The organism is Stutzerimonas stutzeri RCH2 (assembly GCF_000327065.1).
Lineage (GTDB): Bacteria > Pseudomonadota > Gammaproteobacteria > Pseudomonadales > Pseudomonadaceae > Stutzerimonas > Stutzerimonas stutzeri_AE.
On sequence record NC_019936.1, the window covers coordinates 2,296,928 to 2,315,365 of the forward strand.

The window sequence follows — 18,438 nt, forward strand, 5'->3', positions numbered from 1 at the left end:
ATGGGCGGGCTTTCCGCGGCACGCCATCGCGACAAAGCTCGATCCCACATCAGGGCGAGGATATTGGCATCCAGTTGCTAGACCAGCGCTCTGGGTCCTGATCGCGAATGGCCGCGGGGCGACCATTTCACGGTCAGCGTCGCCGCCTTTCACCGCCGTGAAACAGCTTGATGCCAGGCCGAAATCCCCGGCGGTAGAGCCGCCCGTCATGCCATCGGAACCCGCTCGCTCGAGCAAAGTCGACCTTCTAGTTGGCCGAGCATTGATGACAGGAGATACCGATGACGGTACGAGTATCCCGGCGGCAGTTCCTAAAGTTCGGCGCGGCCGGATTGGGTGCTTCCAGCATGGCGATGATGGGGTTCGCCCCGGAGGAGGCGCTGGCCTCGGTGCGGCATTTCAAGCTCACCGGCGCCAAGGTCACCCGCAATATCTGTACCTACTGTTCGGTGGGCTGCGGCATGTTGCTCTATGCGCGTGGCGACGGCGCGATCAACAGCCATGACCACATCTTCCATGTCGAGGGTGACCCGGATCACCCGGTCAGCCGCGGTTCGCTCTGCCCACGCGGTGCCGGCGTGCTCGACTTCATCAAGAGCGATTCGCGGGTGCGCTATCCGCAGGTGCGCGAACCGGGCACCGATGAGTGGAAGCGCATCAGCTGGGACGAAGCCCTCGATCGCATCGCACGCCTGATGAAGGATGATCGTGACCGCAACTTCGAGACCCATGATGACGAGGGCCAGCTGGTTAACCGCTGGATGACCACGTCGATGGTGGCGGCTTCGGCGTGCACCAACGAAACGGCCTATCTCACGCAGAAGATCACCCGCGCGCTGGGCATCCTCAAACTCGACAACCAGGCGCGCGTCTGACACGGACCGACGGTGGCAGGTCTTGCCCCTTCATTTGGTCGCGGTGCCATGACGAACAGCTGGGTCGACATTCGCAATGCAAACATCATCCTGTCCATGGGCGGAAATTCGGCCGAAGCGCATCCGGTGGGCTTCCGCTGGGTCATGCAGGCCAAGGAACGCAGCGATGCGATCCTGATCTCCATCGATCCGCGCTACAACCGCACCACCGCGGTGGCGGACTATCACGCCTGGATCCGTACCGGGACCGATATCGTCTTCCTCGGTGGGCTGATCAGCTTCCTGATCGAGAACGACCGCTACGCCCACGAATACGTGCTGCACTACACCGACGCGGCGCACTTGGTGCGTGAAGGCTTCGAGTTCAACGACGGGCTGTTCACCGGCTACGACGAGGAGCGTCACCAGTACGACAAGGCCACCTGGAACTTCGACCTGGACGAGCAGGGCTTCGTCCGTCGCGACGAGACGCTGCAGCATCCACGCTGCGTGTTCCAGATGATGCGCAAGCATTACAGCCGCTACACGGTGGAGATGGTCGAGCGCGTCTGCGGCATGCCGCAGGCCAAAGTACTGCAGCTTTGGGAGCTGCTGGCGCAGAGCGCGGCGCCCGACAAGACCATGACCATCCTCTATGCCCTGGGCTGGACGCAGCATTCCATCGGCGCGCAGATGATCCGCACCGGCGCCATGGTTCAGCTGCTGCTCGGCAACATGGGCATGCCGGGCGGCGGGGTCAATGCGCTGCGCGGGCACTCCAACATCCAGGGGCTGACCGACATCGGCCTGCTGTCCAACCTGCTGACCGGCTACATGACGTTGCCTGCAGCCGGCGCGCAGAACTACGACGACTACATCAAGCAGAAGATCCGCCAGCCGCTGTTGCCCAACCAGGTGTCGTACTGGAAGCACTACGAGCGCTTCTTCGTCAGCATGATGAAGGCCTTCTACGGCGATGCCGCCAGGGCCGAGAACAACTGGTGCTACGACTGGCTGCCCAAGCTGTCGGAGCCGCTGTACGACGTGCTCTATGCGGTCAACGACATGACCAAGGGCAAGATGACCGGCGCCTTCTGCCAGGGCTTCAACATCCTCGCGGCCTTCCCGAACAAGGCGAAGGTGCTGGATGGTCTGTCAAAGCTCAAATGGCTGGTGATCATGGATCCATTGGCCACCGAGACCGGCGAGTTCTGGAAGAACCATGGCGAGTTCAACGACGTCGACCCGAGCCAGATCCAGACCGCGGTGTTCCGCCTGCCGACCACCACCTTCGCCGAGGACGACGGCTCGATCACCAACAGCTCGCGCTGGCTGCAGTGGCACCACCAGGCCGCGCCGCCGCCCGGCGAGGCGAAAACCGATACGGCGATCCTCGCCGGCGTGTTCCATCGCCTGCAGAAGCTCTATCGAGAGGAGGGCGGCGCCTTCCCCGAGCCGATCCTCAACCTTACCTGGAACTACAGCGACCCGGCCCATCCCGCCGCGGCGGAACTGGCGCAGGAGTACAACGGCCGCGCTCTGGCGGACATCGAGGACCAGGGCCGGATCATCCGGCGCAAGGGCGAACTGCTCAACGACTTCGGCGAGCTGCGCGCCGATGGCTCGACGTCCTGCGGCTGCTGGATCTACTCCGGCTCCTGGACCGAGCAGGGCAACATGATGGATCGACGGAACAATTCCGACCCCTACGACATCGGGGTAACGCTCGGCTGGGCCTGGGCTTGGCCATTGAATCGGCGGATTCTCTACAACCGCGCCTCGGCACGCCCGGACGGCACGCCGTGGGACCCGAATCGCGCGCTGGTGTGGTGGAACGGCGAACGCTGGGTCGGCGCCGATGTACCGGATTATCCGATCGCCGCGCCACCGGAGGACGACGTCAAGCCGTTCATCCTCACCGAGAGCGGCACCGGGCATTTCTTCGCCAGCGAATGGCTGGGCGAGGGGCCGTTCCCCGAGCACTACGAGCCGCTGGAGTCGCCGATCCCCAATAACCCGCTGCACCCGAACAATCCGCTGGCGTACCACAATCCGGTGGCGCGGATTTTCCCCGAGGATCGCGACACCTTCGGCACCTTTGAGGAATTTCCCTACGCGGCGACCACCTACCGACTCACCGAACACTTCCACTACTGGACGACCCACGTGTTGCTCAACGCCATCGTCCAGCCGGAGAAGTTCGTCGAGATCGGCGAGGTGCTGGCCGGGGAGCTGGGCATCGCGGCAGGCGAGAAGGTGCGGGTGCGCTCCAAGCGTGGGCATATCGATGCGGTGGCGGTGGTGACCAAGCGCCTGCGTCCGCTCCAGGTGGACGGGCGCACCGTGCATCAGGTCGGTATCCCGATTCACTGGGGCTTCACCGGCGTGGCCAGGAAGGCGCACCTGACCAACACGCTGACCCCCTTCGTGGGCGACGGCAACACCCAGACCCCGGAATTCAAGTCGTTCCTGGTGAACGTCGAGAAGCTATAGGAGACGCCTGATGCGAGGTGACCAGATCAACCTGCAGAACATCATCGCGCGTTCGGCGACTACCGAGCCTTCGCCGCAGATCCGCTCCGGCGGCGTGGAGAAGGTGACCAAGCTGATCGACGTGTCGGTGTGCATCGGCTGCAAGGCCTGCCAGGTGGCGTGCATGGAGTGGAACGACCTGCGCGACGAGGTCGGCGAATGCGACGGCACCTACAACGCCCCGCAGGACCTGACGCCGTCGTCGTTCGAGGTCATGCGCTTTTCCGAGTACGAGAACGAGGAGGGCGACCTCGAGTGGCTGATCCGCAAGGACAACTGCATGCACTGCGCCGAGCCGGGCTGCCTGAAGGCTTGCCCGTCGCCCGGCGCCATCGTGCAGTACGCCAACGGCATCGTCGACTTCAACTCCGAGCACTGCATTGGCTGCGGTTACTGCGTGGCCGGCTGCCCGTTCAACATTCCGCGTATCTCGAAGAAGGACAACAAGGCCTACAAGTGCACGCTCTGTTCCGACCGCGTCTATCACGGCCTGGAGCCGGCGTGCGTGAAGAGCTGTCCGACTGGTGCTATCCAGTTCGGCACCAAGGAGCAGATGCTCGACTACGGTGCGCACCGGGTCGGCAAGCTCAACGAGCGCGGCTACGAGAATGCCGGCATGTACGATCCGGCCGGCGTCGGCGGCACCCACGTGGTCTACGTGCTGCAGCATGCCGACAAGCCGGAGATCTACAGCGGCCTGCCGAAGGACCCGCACATCAGCCCGACGGTGGAGATGTGGAAAGGCGTGACCAAGCCGATCATGTCCGCGGTACTGGGCGTGTCGGTGCTGGCCGGGTTCTTCCACTACATGACCAAGGGGCCGAAGGAGGAGCCAGAGGACGATCCCGATCCAGCGAAGGCGAACGCCGAGCGTGAGCAGAACCTGCGCGATGAGGAGCGGCGGCCATGAGTCATTCCAACGTACGCAAGGGCATCCTGCGCTATGGCCCCTGGGCGCGGGCCAATCACTGGATCGTCGCGATCTGCTTCGTGCTGCTCACCTTGAGCGGGCTGGCGTTGTTCTATCCGGCGTTCTTCGGCCTTACCGCGCTGTTCGGCGGGCCGGAGCCGACGCGCATCGTGCACCCGTACATCGGCGTGTTCATGACACTGTTCTTCCTGATCCAGGCGGTGCGCTTCTTTCGCGCCAACCTGTTCCGCCGCTACGACGTGCAATGGACGCGGCAGATTGGCGACGTGCTGTCCAACCGGGACGAGCGCCTGCCGCCGGTGGGCCAGAACAACGCTGGGCAGAAGCTGGTGTACTGGGTGTTTCTGGCCACGGTGCCAGTGCTGCTGGTAACCGGCGTGGTGCTCTGGCGGCCCTGGGTAGCCAGTGAAATGCCGATCTGGGCGCTGCGCTGGGCGGCGTTGATCCACGCGCTGACAGCGTTCGTCGCCATCCTCACGCTGATCATCCACGTCTATTCGGCCATCTGGGTCAAAGGCTCGATCCGCGCGATGACCCAGGGCCGGGTCAGCCCGGCCTGGGCGCGGCATCACCACAAGCTCTGGTACGACGAGGTCATGGCCGGCGAGAAACGCGGCGACGAGTCGGCCTTGCCCCATCGCGAGCCCGGTGATGCCGCGGCCAGCAGAAATCGAACATGACTGAACAGCAAGGGAATCGAGCATGAAAGGAAAACGCGGAGCGGCAGGCCATGAATTCGGCTATGCACCCACCACGATCATGGAACCGCCCGAGGTCGTGCTGCCGGACGACCAGCTGTTCAGCCGCCGCGCGCTGCGGCTGCGCGAGCTGATGGTGATGGTGCCGGCGCTGGACGAGTTTCTCGACTTCATGGGCCGTGTGGCACAAGCGCAGCACCAGGTACTCAGCGGTCGCGAGCCGGCCTGGCACCCCGCGCCGGATGCGTTCGACCAGGCCTTCGCGCATCGCATGCCGCCCCTGGGCTTTCGTGCGTTGCGCCGCGATCTGGACTGGCAGGGCGACCTGTTAGCCATCGTCGCTGCCCTGGAATTACACGTCGGTGAGCGGCAGAGGCCGTTGCTGCAAGCGCTGCGTGAAGCGGATGCCGAGGCACTGCAGACGATCGCCGACGATGTGCTGGAGCAACGTCCCGGCAGCGAAGCCACGCGTGGCCTGATGCCGCTGGTGGCCGCCGCGTTGCAGGTGGCCTGGGCACGGCTCGCGGCTGGATTGCCACGCCCGCCAGCGCAACCGCTGGCTGAGGCGCGCGCCTTGTGCCCCTGCTGCGGCTCGCCGCCAGTGGCGAGTGTGGTGCACAACGAACCCAATCGCAGTGGCGTGCGCTCCCTGCACTGCGCGCTGTGCGCCACGGAGTGGCACCTGGAGCGGGTCAAGTGCAGCAACTGCGAGACGGGTGGGCAACTGCTCTACTTGGAGCTGGACGACGAGCAGGGCGAGCCGTTCCTGCCAGTCCAGGCGGAAGCCTGCGGCGCCTGCGAAAGCTACTTGAAGATCGTGCTGCGGCAACTGCAAGGCCGCGCCGACCCGGTCGCCGACGATCTCGCCAGCCTGCCGCTGGACCTGATGCTGGCCGCCGAGGGCGTCTACGCCAGAAGCGGCTACAACCCGCTGCTGGTGTTCGGCGACTAGGACGCAGCGGTCATGCCGGCTGCGGGCTGTCGGCATCGACCACCGTTTGATTGCCATAGGGCGAGCCAGGCTTGTGCTCGTCCAGCTCTTCGGCGCAGGGGACCTGCGGCACATCACCGGGTTGATCGTGCACGATCGGATCCGGTTGAGGCACATCGGGGCGTGCATGGGTCATGGTCGTTCTCCTGATGAAGCGCTGCTTGCGCGGTAGCGGCAAGCATCCTGAATTGAGGCGCGGCGCTGGCACGGGTTCCGGTCAACCGTCGGCGGTGCACTGCCTGCCGACGATTGGCTCGACCGCGATCATCCCGCATTTCCAATAGCGTGCCGAGCGGCTCGGCAAGGCTGCTGACCGACCGCCGGAAGGGCATGCCAACGGGCGCCGGAGGCTGAACTTTCCAAGGCCCCTTGGCTCGGAAGAAAGAGCCGACAAAAACCGTACCGGTCGCCTCCCGAACCGCACGATGACGCATCCAGAGGCGGCTCGGGCAACCGAACCCATGCGCCTCAGGAGCCCTTTCGATGAGTGATGCCCAGCCCAACGCGACGATCCACCCTCGACTCGAAGAAGCCCTGCAGATGCCACGCATCGCCATCGAATCCACCTTGCCGGTGGTCGATGAAGGCCGCTTCGCCGCCAAGGCGGTCATCGGCCAGCCGGTGGTGGTGACGAGCAAGATCTTTGCCGATGGCCATGACCAGCTGGCCGCCGCCGTGTGCTGGCGCGAAAAGGGCGAGAGCAACTGGCGCCGCGCGCGGCTGAAGCTACTGGGCAACGATGCCTGGCAAGGCCAGTTCACCCCGACCCAGGTGGCCGAGCACGAGTTCGTCATCGAGGCCTGGTGGGACGTATTCGAAAGCTATCGCTACGAGCTGTCGAAAAAACACACGGCTGGCGTGCCGGTGCATCTGGAACTGGAAGAAGGGCGGTTGCTGCTGGAGAAGGCCACCGCTCGGGCCCAGGGCGAGAATCGTGCAGTGCTCGATGACCTGTCCCACCGCCTTTCCCTGGCCCACTCGGACGACGAGCGCGTCTCGCTGCTGCTGGCGCCGGAAACCGCTGTCGCGATGGCCGCAGCCGACCCACGCGAGCACTGCAGCCGCAGCCGCGTCTATCCGCTGGATGTCGAGCGCACGCTGGCGCAGTTCGCCAGCTGGTACGAGCTGTTCCCGCGCTCGGAAACCGATGACCCCAGTCGTCATGGCACCTTCCGTGACGTGCACAAGCGCCTGCCGGCAATTCGCGACATGGGTTTCGACGTGCTGTATTTTCCGCCGATTCATCCCATCGGTCGTCAGCATCGCAAAGGCCCCAACAACAGCCTGCAGGCCGGCCCGAACGATCCGGGCAGCCCCTACGCCATCGGCAGTGAAGAAGGCGGTCATGACGCCATCCATCCGGAGCTGGGCACGCTGGACGATTTCCGCGAGCTGGTTGCGGCGGCGCGTGAGCATGGTCTGGAGATCGCCCTGGATTTCGCCATCCAGTGCTCGCAGGACCATCCCTGGCTGAAAGAGCACCCGGGCTGGTTCTCCTGGCGCCCGGACGGCACGATCAAATACGCCGAAAACCCGCCGAAGAAGTATCAGGACATCGTCAACGTCGACTTCTATGCCGAGGACGCCGTGCCCGATCTCTGGCTGGCGCTGCGCGACGTGGTCTGGCACTGGGTGGAGCAGGGCGTGAAGGTGTTCCGGGTCGACAACCCGCACACCAAGCCGCTGCCGTTCTGGGAATGGCTGATCGCCGACATCCGCGAGCGCGACCGCGACGTGATGTTCCTTTCCGAAGCCTTTACCCGCCCCGGGATGATGGCGCGTCTGGGCAAGATCGGTTACAGCCAGAGCTACACCTACTTCACCTGGCGCAACACCAAGGCGGAACTAAGCGAGTACCTCACCGAGCTGAACGAACCGCCGTTGCGCGACTGCTACCGGCCAAACTTCTTCGTCAATACGCCGGACATCAACCCGTTCTTCCTGCAGGACTCCGGCCGCGCCGGCTTCCTCATCCGTGCCGCGCTGGCGACGATGGGCTCGGGGCTGTGGGGCATGTACTCGGGGTTCGAGCTGTGCGAATCGGCCGCCATTCCGGGCAAAGAGGAGTACCTCGATTCCGAGAAGTACCAGATCCGCTTCCGCGATTACCACGCGCCGGGCAACATCATCGCCGAGATCGCCCAGCTCAATCGCATTCGCCGACAGAACCCCGCGCTGCAGACGCACCTGGGGTTCAAGGCCTACGTCGCCTGGAACGACAACATCCTCTATTTCGGCAAGCGCACGCCTGACCTGTCGAACTTCATTCTGGTAGCCATCAGCCTCGATCCGCACAACGCCCAGGAAGCGCATTTCGAGCTGCCGCTGTGGGAGCTCGGTCTGCCCGACGACGCGCATACCCAGGGTGAGGACCTGATGAATGGCCACCGCTGGACCTGGTACGGCAAGACCCAGTGGATGCGCATCGACCCAGCGCATCTGCCGTTCGGCATCTGGCGCCTGACCGCGCAGCAACCCGATCCAGACCTAAAGTAGATTCTCGAACGCAGCTTCTAATCATTGAAAATCAGCTAGTTATGCGATTTTCATAATGTGATTTCCAGCTGAAGTTCTGCCGTTGCCCGGTCGCCGATCTGGCCGGGCCTTCACACCGCGACAGGAATGAAGAACATGGCAAAACCGCGCAAACCAGCGGCATTCATCAAGGACCCGCTCTGGTACAAGGATGCGGTGGTGTATCAGGTGCACCTCAAGTCCTTCTATGACTCGAACAACGACGGAGTTGGCGATTTCGCCGGACTGATCGATAAGCTGGACTACATCGCCGACCTTGGGGTCAATACCATCTGGCTGTTGCCGTTCTATCCCTCGCCACGGCGTGACGATGGTTACGATATCGCCGACTACCGCGGCGTGCATCCTGAGTACGGGACCATGGCCGATGCCCGGCGCTTCATTGCCGAGGCGCACAAGCGCGGGTTGCGGGTGATTACCGAGCTGGTCATCAACCACACCTCCGATCAGCATCCCTGGTTCCAGCGCGCCCGCAAGGCCCGCAAGGGCTCGGCGGCGCGCAACTTCTACGTGTGGTCCGACACCGACGAAAAGTATGACGGTACGCGGATCATCTTCCTCGACACCGAGAAGTCCAACTGGACCTGGGATCCGGTGGCCAAGCAGTACTTCTGGCACCGCTTCTATTCGCACCAGCCGGACCTGAACTTCGACAACCCTCAGGTGATGAAGGCCGTGCTGGCCGTGATGCGCTACTGGCTGGATATGGGCATCGACGGCCTGCGGCTGGACGCCATTCCCTATCTGGTCGAGCGCGACGGCACCAACAACGAGAACCTGCCGGAAACCCACGCGGTGCTGAAAGCCATCCGCGCAGAGATCGACGCCAACTACCCGGATCGCATGTTGCTGGCCGAGGCCAATCAATGGCCGGAGGACACCCAGCTCTACTTCGGTGGAGAAGACGGCGGCCCGGGCGACGAATGCCACATGGCGTTCCACTTCCCGCTGATGCCGCGCATGTACATGGCGATCGCCCAGGAAGACCGTTTCCCGATCACCGACATCCTGCGCCAGACCCCGGATATCCCGGAAAACTGCCAGTGGGCGATCTTCCTGCGTAACCACGATGAGCTGACGCTGGAGATGGTGACCGACCGCGAGCGCGACTATCTGTGGAATTACTACGCCTCGGACAAGCGCGCGCGGATCAATTTGGGCATCCGCCGCCGTCTCGCGCCGCTGCTGGAGCGTGACCGCCGGCGCATCGAACTGCTCAACAGCTTGCTGCTCTCCATGCCGGGCACGCCGGTGATCTATTACGGCGACGAAATCGGCATGGGCGACAACATCTTCCTCGGCGACCGCGACGGCGTGCGTACGCCCATGCAGTGGTCGGTGGACCGCAACGGCGGCTTCTCCCGCGCCGACCCGCCGAACCTGGTGCTGCCGCCGGTCATGGACCCGCTCTACGGCTACTACACGATCAACGTTGAAGCACAGCAGCGCGACCCGCATTCGCTGCTCAACTGGACGCGACGGATGCTGACCATCCGCAAGCAGTTCAAGGCGTTCGGACGTGGCACGCTGAAGATGCTGGCACCGAGCAACCGGCGCATCCTCGCCTATCTGCGTGAGTTCACAGGAGCCAACGGCGACACTGAGATCATCTTCTGCGTGGCCAACGTCTCCCGTTCGGCGCAGGCGGCGGAACTGGAAATGTCGCAGTACGCCGGCATGGTCCCGGTGGAGATGGTCGGTGGCAGCGCCTTTCCGCCCATCGGCCAGCTGCCGTACCTGCTGACGTTGCCACCTTACGGCTTCTACTGGTTCCAGCTGGCACCGACCAACCAGATGCCGAGCTGGCACCAGGAGCCGGTGGAAACCATGCCGGACTTCCAGACCCTGGTGCTCAAGCGCCTCGACACGCTGACCGCAGCCAACCGCCGCACGCTCGAAGCCGAAGCGCTGCCGGCCTACCTGCCGAAGCGGCGCTGGTTCGCGGCCAAGGACGTGGCCATCGAGTCCATCCGGATCAATTACTGCGTGCCGTTCGGCGATCCGAACCGGCCGGTACTGCTCAGTGAGCTGTGTGTGGAATCCGCCGGGCGCAGCGATCTGTACCAGCTGCCGCTAGGCTTTCTGGCCGAGACCGATTTCGAGGTCGCGTTACCACAGCAACTGGCCCTGGCGCGGGTACGCCGCGGGCCGCAGGTCGGTCTGATGACCGATGCCTTCGCCCTTGAGCAGTTCAGCGCGGCGGTCATTCAGGGCTTGCGTGATGAACTGGTGCTGGCATGCAACGACGGTGAGATCCGCTTTGTGCCGATGCCGCAGCTGGCCGACCTGCAACTGCTGGCCCAACCGGAGGTTCGCTTCATCTCGGCGGAGCAGTCGAACAGCTCGGCGATCATCGACAACAAGGTGATGATCAAATTGCTCCGTCGGGTGGCACCGGGTATCCATCCTGAACTGGAAATGGGCGGTTTTCTCACCGCACGCGGTTTCGCCCATATCTCCGGCATGCTCGGCCAGGTCAGCCGGATCAACAAGCAGGGCGAGCCGATCGCCCTGATGGTGATTCAGCATTTCCTCGACAGTCAGGGCGATGCGTGGGTGTGGACGTTGAACAACCTCGATCGTGCCGTGCGTGACGAAATCGCCGGCGGCGTGTCGATGCACGAGAATCAGTTCAGTGCGCTGGACGAATTGCAGTCGTTCAACCAGTTGCTCGGCCAGCGTCTGGGCGAGATGCACATGGCGCTCGCGGCGCAGACCGACGATGCCGCGTTCGCCTACGAAAGCACGAGCAAGACAGATGCCGAGCAGTGGGAGCAAAGCGTCACTGCGCAGCTCGAACAGGCACTGCAGCGGATCGACGAGCATCGTTCGAATCTCGAGCGCAAGGACGCCGCTGCCGTGGGGCAGCTGCTCCAACGCCGCGACAAGCTGATCGCACAAGTGAAACGTCTGGCCGCTAGAACGGTTGGCGGTGTGCGCACCCGTGTGCACGGCGACCTGCACCTCGGTCAGGTACTGGTGGTGCAGGGCGATGCCTATTTCATCGACTTCGAGGGCGAACCGGCCCGCTCGCTGGATGAACGCCGCGCGAAACACAGCCCGTTCAAGGATGTCTCAGGCCTGCTGCGCTCGTTCGAATACGCGGCGGCCATGACCATTCGCGGCGCGCAGATCAGCGACAGCACACCGGAAGCCGATCAGGCTCGCGAGCGCATCGCCGCCAGTTACCAGAGCAGCGCGCAGCAGGTGTTCATGGAGGCCTATCGGCAGGCGACAGCCGAATTGCCGCATGACTGGCGCGAGCAGGATGGCGCGAATGCTGCACTGCTGTTGTTCAGCCTGGAAAAATGCGCATACGAGATCGTTTACGAAGCGGAGAACCGCCCGGCCTGGTTGCCCGTCCCGCTACAGGGATTGCTGGCCCTGGCACAACAGTTTTTAGATGGAGGTTCCAATGACTGATCGCCCGGTTCTGACCATGCCAGGGGAAACCCTGATGCCCAGCGATACCGATGTAGACGCCCTGGTGCGAGCCGAACATGGCAACCCGTTTTCCATCCTCGGGCCGCATCCGGATGGCGATGGCGTGGTGATCCGCGCCTACCTGCCCAACGCCTTGGGTGTCGAAGTGCTCGACCGCGAGCAGCAGTTGCTGGCTGTGATGGAGCAGGGGCAGGTGCCAGGCTTTTTCTTTACCCGGCTGCCTCACCAGCAACCCTATCTGCTGAAAACCCGCTGGGCCGGCGGCGAGCAGATCAGCGAAGACCCCTACAGCTTCGGCCCGCAGCTCGGTGAGCTGGACATGCACCTGTTCTCCGAAGGCAACCACCGCCAGATCGGACGAGTGTTCGGTTCGCAGGTGCTGGAGGTCGACGGTGTGCAGGGCGTGCGCTTCGCCGTATGGGCGCCGAATGCCCGTCGCGTGTCGGTGGTCGGCAGCTTCAACGGCTGGGACGGTCGCCGTCATCCGATGCGGCTGCGCTTTCCCTCCGGCGTGTGGGAGCTGTTCATTCCGCGCCTGCAGCCGGGCGACACCTACAAATACGAGATTCTCGGGCCAAACGGCATCGTGCCGCTGAAAGCCGACCCCATCGCCCTGGCCACCGAACACCCGCCGGGAACCGCTTCGGTTGTCGCGCGGCCGCTGGATTACCAGTGGAAAGACCAGGGCTGGATGCAGCAGCGCACGTCGCGCCAATCCGTCAACGCACCGATGAGCATCTATGAGCTGCACGCCGGCTCCTGGCGACGCGACGGCGGCGACCACGGCCGCCTGTATGACTGGCACGAACTCGCCGAGCGCCTGATCCCCTATGTCGTGGACCTGGGCTTCACCCATATCGAGCTGATGCCGATCATGGAGCATCCGTTCGGCGGCTCCTGGGGTTACCAGCTGCTTTCGCAGTTCGCGCCCAGCGCGCGCTATGGCAATGCCCATGATTTCGCCGAGTTCGTCGACGCCTGCCATAACGCCGGCATTGGCGTGATCCTCGACTGGGTGCCGGCGCATTTTCCCACCGATGCCCATGGCCTGGGCGAATTCGACGGCACCGCGCTGTATGAATACGCGCACCCGTTCGAGGGCTTCCATCAGGACTGGGATACCTACATCTACAACCTCGGCCGTACCGAGGTGCACGGCTTCATGCTGGCCTCGGCGCTGCATTGGCTTCGCGAATTCCATGTCGACGCTTTGCGTGTGGATGCCGTGGCTTCGATGCTCTACCGCGACTATTCACGCAAGGATGGCGAGTGGATTCCCAACCGCCACGGCGGTCGCGAGAATCTCGAGGCGATCGACTTCCTGCGCCATCTGAATGATGTGGTGGCCACCGAAACGCCGGGCGCGCTGGTGATCGCCGAAGAGTCAACCGCGTTCCCCGGCGTGAGCAAGCCCACCAGCGAAGGAGGCCTCGGCTTCTCGTACAAGTGGAACATGGGCTGGATGCACGACTCACTGAAGTATGTTCAGGAAGACCCGATCAACCGGCAGTACCATCACGACAAGATGACCTTCAGCATGGTCTATGCCTATTCCGAGCACTTCGTCCTGCCGATTTCCCACGACGAAGTGGTCCACGGCAAAGGTTCGCTGATCGACAAGATGCCGGGTGATCGCTGGCAGAAGTTCGCCAACCTGCGTGCCTACCTGTCATTCATGTGGACGCACCCCGGCAAGAAATTGCTGTTCATGGGCAGCGAGTTCGGCCAGTGGCGTGAATGGAACCACGACCGCGAGCTGGACTGGCACCTGCTTGAAGAGGCCGATCACCGTGGCGTGCAAAACCTGGTGCGCGATCTGAATCGCCTCTACAGCCAGGAGCCGGCCCTGCACGAACTGGACAGCGATCCGCGTGGCTTCCAGTGGCTGATCGGCGATGACCGCGCCAATAGCGTGTTTGCCTGGCTGCGCAAGAGTTCGACCGGGCAGCCGCTGCTGGTGATCGCCAACTTCACACCGGTGGTGCGTGAGGCCTATCGGATTGGCGTGCCGGTCGAGGCCAGGTGGCTGGAGGTGTTCAACAGCGATGCCGAATGCTACGGCGGGTCCAACACCGGCAACGGCGGCGGCATGCTTGCCGAGCCGATCGAGAGCCACGGCGAGAAGGTTTCCCTTACGCTGACGCTGCCGCCTTTGGGCTTGCTGGTATTGCGCCCGCAGGCGTAGCAGTTGCGGCTACAAAATCGCCGCTCGGGGTAACCCGGGCGGCGTTTTCTTTTGTAGGGAGTGAGGCGCCGTTGCGGGAGCCTCTTGAGACGGTCTTGAGAAGTTGCGCTGCGTATCCGTCCATGGAGGCAAAAGCGTCAGCTGGATTCGCGGGCGTGAGCTTCCTTGATCGTTTCACCAACGCTACCAGCACTCTTCCTGGGGGAGCTGCCGTGGCCGCGAAGAGGCCGGCAGCTCATTCGGGTGCGGTCCTCCCAAGACCGTCGCTTCGCCAGCCCGGCCTACTGCGACACCGTCTGTTGTTCGCTGGCCTGGTTGTTGCTGCGCAGCTTCTTCGCCCGGGCCTCCAGCACCACGTAGACCAGCGTGGCGAACAGTAGCGGGATCAGGAAGTAGATCACCCGGTAGCCGATCAGGCCTCCAACGATGGCGCCCTTGCTCATTTCGTCGGCAAGCATGGCGACGAACACCGCTTCGATAACGCCGAGCCCGGCGGGAATGTGGGTAACCACGCCGGCGATGCTGCTGATCATCAGGATGCCCAGCACTTCAGGGTAGGCGGCCTTCTGCGAAAACATGTAATAGACCACCAGCGCCATCAGCGACCAGTTGGCCGCTCCCAGCACCAGTTGAATCAGCGCCAGCCGCAGCGATGGCAGCTGGATTTCATGGCCACGAATGGTCCATGAACGGCGCTTGGAAAAGCCACACAGCCCCAGATAGACCAGACAGGCGACCAGCAGCCCGCCGCCCAGTATCCGCAGCGCAGTAAAGCCGATCTCCCAGCTCGCCGGCGGCTTGATCCAGCCCATCGCGAAGATCATTCCGGCCAGCCACATGTAGCCAAGCCAGTTGGTCAGGATGCTCATGGTGAACACCCGGGTGATCTGCGAGGGCTTCAGGCCGAAACGCGAATACAGACGAAAGCGCAGGGCGATGCCGCCGACCCAGGCGCTCAGGTTGAGGTTGAACGCATAGCAGACGAAGGTCACCGGCAGGATCTGCCTGATCGGCAGGTCATGGCGCGCATAGCGTTTACCCAGCACATCGAAGAAGCAGTACACGACGTAACTGCCGAACGCCGCCGCGCCAGCCATCCACAGTGTCTGCGCCTTGTAGTTGCGCAGAGTGTTGTAAACCTCCTGCCAGTCGAGATTGCGTGCCAGGCCGATCAACAGGCCGACCACAAGGGCGAAGAAGACGTAGGTCAGGATCTTCTTGATCAGCGGCCAGCGCCGGCGCCAGCCGCTCTTCGGCTCGCCTTTGGAGGTATCGCTCATTGTTGTTCTCGCTGCAGGGGGGAGGGCACCGTGTCGAGCTCTGGTGTGTCGGCGTCGAGCAACTCCAGGCGCGGCTTGTGTTCAGGAAACAGGTTCACCAGCCCCGGGAAGTGGCGCAGGAAATGGAAGATCAGAAAGGCCAGCGGCGCCCGCCACCAGAAACCGCGGATGATCCGTTCCAGTGGAATGCGCCGGCAGTCGGTCTGCAGCAGGTGATCGAGCCGCTCGTGCAGGTGCCGGTTGAAAACGTGATCGCGGATGATCAGGTTGGCTTCCAGATTCAGCGACAGGCTCAGCGGATCGAGGTTGCTCGACCCCACCGTCGACCACTCGTAATCCGCCAGCGCGACCTTGCCATGCAGCGGGCGGCGGCAGTACTCGTGGATCTCCACGCCGTCGCGCATCAGGTAGTTGTAGAGCATGCGCGCGCCGAACTTGGCGATGGGCATGTCCGGCTCACCCTGGAGGATCAGGCGCACCCGCACACCACGCCGCGCCGCATTACGGATTTCCCGCAGCACGCGATAGCCAGGAAAGAAATAAGCGTTTGCAATCAACAGCCTGGAGCGCGCATCTCGAATCGCTTGCAGGTAATGTTCTTCGATGTCGTTGCGGTGCTGATCGTTGTCGCGGACGACGAACAACGAGCGCGCCTCGCCGCGGCTGACCCCACCATAGCCCGGTGTCTGCTGACGCAGGCGGCGCCGCCACCACCGATGCGGAGGCTTGTCCGGAGCGATCTGGCTGAGCGCGAAATGGTGGATATCGCGCACCACCGGACCGTCGACCTGCAGGGCATAGTCCTGCTTGGCCGCCGGGCCGAAGTCGCCCAGATGATCGGCGGAGAAGTTGATGCCGCCGATGAACGCGGTTTCGCCATCGACCACGACAATCTTGCGATGCATGCGCCGGAACACGTTGAGCCGGCGACCCAGCAGGCGCTTGCCCGGGTCGAACATGTGGATGCGCACGCCGACCCGGGTCATCTCTGCGACGAATTCCCCGTGCAGGTCAGCGGAACCGTAGCCATCGACGGTTACGTCGACGCTGGCGCCATTTTCCGCTGCGGCGATCAGTGCCTTCTGCAGTTCGGCGCCTACCTTGTCCTGAAACAGGATGAAGGTTTCCAGCAGCACCTCTTTCTTGGCCTGGGCGATCACCTCGAACACTCGAGGAAAGAATTCTTCGCCGTTTTCCAGTAACTGAAGGCGATTTCCGTCTCTCCAGTGGTAACTCATATATGTATCTCCACCGCTAGGGGCAGATGATCGGACAAGTGCGTCCAGGGTTTGTTACCAAGTATTTGCGCACGGTGGGTGCTGGCATTACGCACATAGATGCGGTCCAGCCGTAGCATCGGCCAGCGGGCCGGGAAGGTCTTGGCGACCTGGCCATGGGCGACCGCAAAGGCTTCATGCAGGCCGGCGCAGTGATCGAGCTTTTGCGTGGCCTTGAGCCGCCAGTCATTGAAGTCGCCAGCCACCACCACCGGTGCCCCTTCGGGCAGCGAATCGAGCAGGTTGCAGAGCAGGTCCAGCTGTTTCTGCCGATGCGACTCGCGCAGGCCCAGGTGTACGCAGATCGCGTGGAACTCGTCATGCCCGGGAACCTGTAGAACGCTGTGCAGAAGTCCGCGGCGTTCAGGGCCGGCGATGGAGATGTCGAGGTTCTCGTAACGGGTGATCGGAAACTTGGAGAGCAGGGCGTTGCCGTGGTCGCCATCGGGATAGACCGCGTTGCGCCCGTAGGCGAAGTCGGTCCAGATGCTGTCGGCAAGGAATTCGTATTGCGGTGTGGCCGGCCAGTTGTGAAAGCGCATGGCATGTTTATCGTGGGTGCCCAGCACCTCCTGCAGAAACACCACGTCCGCCGAGACACTGCGCACCGCTTCGCGCAGCTCGGGGAGGATGAAACGCCGGTTGAGGGCGGTGAAGCCTTTGTGCGTGTTCACCGTGAGAATGCGGATCGAGTTGACCGCCGTGGCCATATGGGCATCGAGATCGGCGCTTTCGATGGGATGGTCTTTATCCAGAGTCAAACCATTGCTCCTTCTAGTTGGCCGGGAGTGGCCTGCAGGTGTGCGTCCAGGCCGAGCCGGCGCAGCAGTTGCCGCGCGTCATAGGGCGCGCGGACCTTCACGTCGTTATCGAAATAGCAGTACACCTCGCGCGAGCGACGCGGCCGCGGCTTGCTCGAGCTGATCAGGCGCGCATCGTCGGGCTGGCTGCCTTTGCTCCAACGCTGGATGCGCTGACTCCAGTCGTCCAATGCCGCATCGGTGTAACCGCTGGTGTAGAGCTCCTCCGCGCCGTGCAGGCGGATATAGACGAAGTCGCTGGTGAGGTCTTCCTGGTGCGGCCACTTGCCGGCGGTATCGGCGACCACTAGGGCCACCTTGTATTTACGCAACAGGTCGATGAATGCGGGGTCGACGAAGCTTGCGTTGCGGATTTCCACCGCATGACGCATCTGGCGCTTGCGGTCGATCGACAGATAACTGCGGCCCTCCATGCGCGCCTCGCAGCCCTTGGCAATCGCCAGCGCGGCTTCGGTGTCGTGGGGCAGCTGACGTAGAAATGCCTCGAACAGCGCCGGATCGAACTTGAATGATGGCGGGAACTGCCAGAGGATCGGCCCGAGCTTTTCCTTGAGCTGGAAAATGCCCGAGGCGAAGAAGTTGGCGATGGGTTTTTCCACCTCGCGCAGCCTGCGCACATGCGTGATGTAACGCGGCCCCTTGATGCTGAAGACGAAACCCTTGGGGGTGTCGGCGTACCAGTCGGCATAACGTTCGGGCGTTTGCAGCGCATAGAACGAGCCGTTGATCTCGATGCTGCTCACCGCGCGCGAGGCGAATTGCAGTTCCTTCTTCTGTGTCAGCCCCTTGGGATAGAAGTCACCGCGCCAGGGCGCATAGCGCCAACCGGATATACCGATATGAATGCCTGTCATGGCCCAGGCCTACCGCGCAGTCCGAGGAAGATGGTC

12 protein-coding genes are annotated in these 18,438 nt (G+C 63.3%); 7 read left to right on the forward strand and 5 right to left on the reverse strand.

Going from position 1 to position 18,438, the window contains the following annotated elements:
* The first annotated feature begins 281 nt into the window (after positions 1 to 281).
* From fdnG to fdhE, 4 genes are read left to right on the forward strand one after another with little or no spacing between them, the layout of a single operon-like run.
* Entirely contained in the window at positions 282 to 3,347 is a 3,066-nt protein-coding gene (gene fdnG, locus PSEST_RS10505) for a formate dehydrogenase-N subunit alpha (RefSeq protein ID WP_015276969.1), read from the forward strand.
* Between the two features lie 10 nt (positions 3,348 to 3,357).
* The gene (fdxH, locus tag PSEST_RS10510) at positions 3,358 to 4,296 is read left to right on the forward strand and encodes a formate dehydrogenase subunit beta (protein WP_015276970.1); all 939 of its coding nucleotides are present in this window, start codon (positions 3,358 to 3,360) and stop codon (positions 4,294 to 4,296) included.
* Positions 4,293 to 4,997: a formate dehydrogenase subunit gamma gene (locus PSEST_RS10515; protein ID WP_015276971.1), complete on the forward strand. Its 705-nt coding sequence runs from the start codon at positions 4,293 to 4,295 to the stop codon at positions 4,995 to 4,997. The genes fdxH and PSEST_RS10515 overlap by 4 nt, the downstream gene beginning before the upstream one ends.
* A gap of 22 nt (positions 4,998 to 5,019) precedes the next feature.
* Positions 5,020 to 5,967, forward strand: coding sequence for a formate dehydrogenase accessory protein FdhE (fdhE, locus tag PSEST_RS10520; RefSeq protein WP_015276972.1), 948 nt, complete (start codon positions 5,020 to 5,022; stop codon positions 5,965 to 5,967).
* Positions 5,968 to 5,977: 10 nt separating this feature from the next.
* Here fdhE and PSEST_RS22300 read toward each other — a convergent pair whose 3' ends face one another.
* A complete protein-coding gene (locus PSEST_RS22300; RefSeq protein ID WP_015276973.1) occupies positions 5,978 to 6,142 on the reverse strand; it encodes a hypothetical protein in 165 nt (54 codons plus the stop codon).
* Between the two features lie 347 nt (positions 6,143 to 6,489).
* Between PSEST_RS22300 and PSEST_RS10525 the strand changes: the two genes are divergently transcribed.
* From PSEST_RS10525 to glgB, 3 genes are all read left to right on the forward strand, one after another.
* On the forward strand, positions 6,490 to 8,502 hold the full coding sequence (locus tag PSEST_RS10525; RefSeq protein ID WP_015276974.1) for an alpha-1,4-glucan--maltose-1-phosphate maltosyltransferase: 2,013 nt from the start codon (positions 6,490 to 6,492) through the stop codon (positions 8,500 to 8,502).
* A 135-nt stretch (positions 8,503 to 8,637) separates the two neighbouring features.
* Positions 8,638 to 11,964, forward strand: a complete 3,327-nt coding sequence (gene treS / locus PSEST_RS10530) for a maltose alpha-D-glucosyltransferase (RefSeq protein WP_015276975.1) — start codon at positions 8,638 to 8,640, stop codon at positions 11,962 to 11,964.
* A complete protein-coding gene (gene glgB / locus PSEST_RS10535) occupies positions 11,957 to 14,170 on the forward strand; it encodes a 1,4-alpha-glucan branching protein GlgB (RefSeq protein WP_015276976.1) in 2,214 nt (737 codons plus the stop codon). The genes treS and glgB overlap by 8 nt, the downstream gene beginning before the upstream one ends.
* A gap of 281 nt (positions 14,171 to 14,451) precedes the next feature.
* Here glgB and PSEST_RS10540 read toward each other — a convergent pair whose 3' ends face one another.
* The 4 genes from PSEST_RS10540 to PSEST_RS10555 are packed head-to-tail and all read right to left on the reverse strand — an operon-like array spanning position 14,452 to position 18,402.
* On the reverse strand, positions 14,452 to 15,450 hold the full coding sequence (locus tag PSEST_RS10540) for a lysylphosphatidylglycerol synthase domain-containing protein (RefSeq protein ID WP_015276977.1): 999 nt from the start codon (positions 15,448 to 15,450) through the stop codon (positions 14,452 to 14,454).
* Positions 15,447 to 16,688: a cardiolipin synthase ClsB gene (gene clsB, locus PSEST_RS10545; RefSeq protein ID WP_015276978.1), complete on the reverse strand. Its 1,242-nt coding sequence runs from the start codon at positions 16,686 to 16,688 to the stop codon at positions 15,447 to 15,449. Before clsB ends, PSEST_RS10540 begins: the two co-directional genes overlap by 4 nt.
* Positions 16,685 to 17,488 carry an endonuclease/exonuclease/phosphatase family protein gene (locus tag PSEST_RS10550; RefSeq protein WP_015276979.1) on the reverse strand — a complete coding sequence of 268 codons (804 nt, stop codon included), beginning with the start codon at positions 17,486 to 17,488 and terminating at the stop codon, positions 16,685 to 16,687. Before PSEST_RS10550 ends, clsB begins: the two co-directional genes overlap by 4 nt.
* Positions 17,485 to 18,402, reverse strand: a complete 918-nt coding sequence (locus tag PSEST_RS10555; protein ID WP_015276980.1) for a DUF72 domain-containing protein — start codon at positions 18,400 to 18,402, stop codon at positions 17,485 to 17,487. The genes PSEST_RS10550 and PSEST_RS10555 overlap by 4 nt, the downstream gene beginning before the upstream one ends.
* Positions 18,403 to 18,438 lie beyond the last annotated feature (36 nt).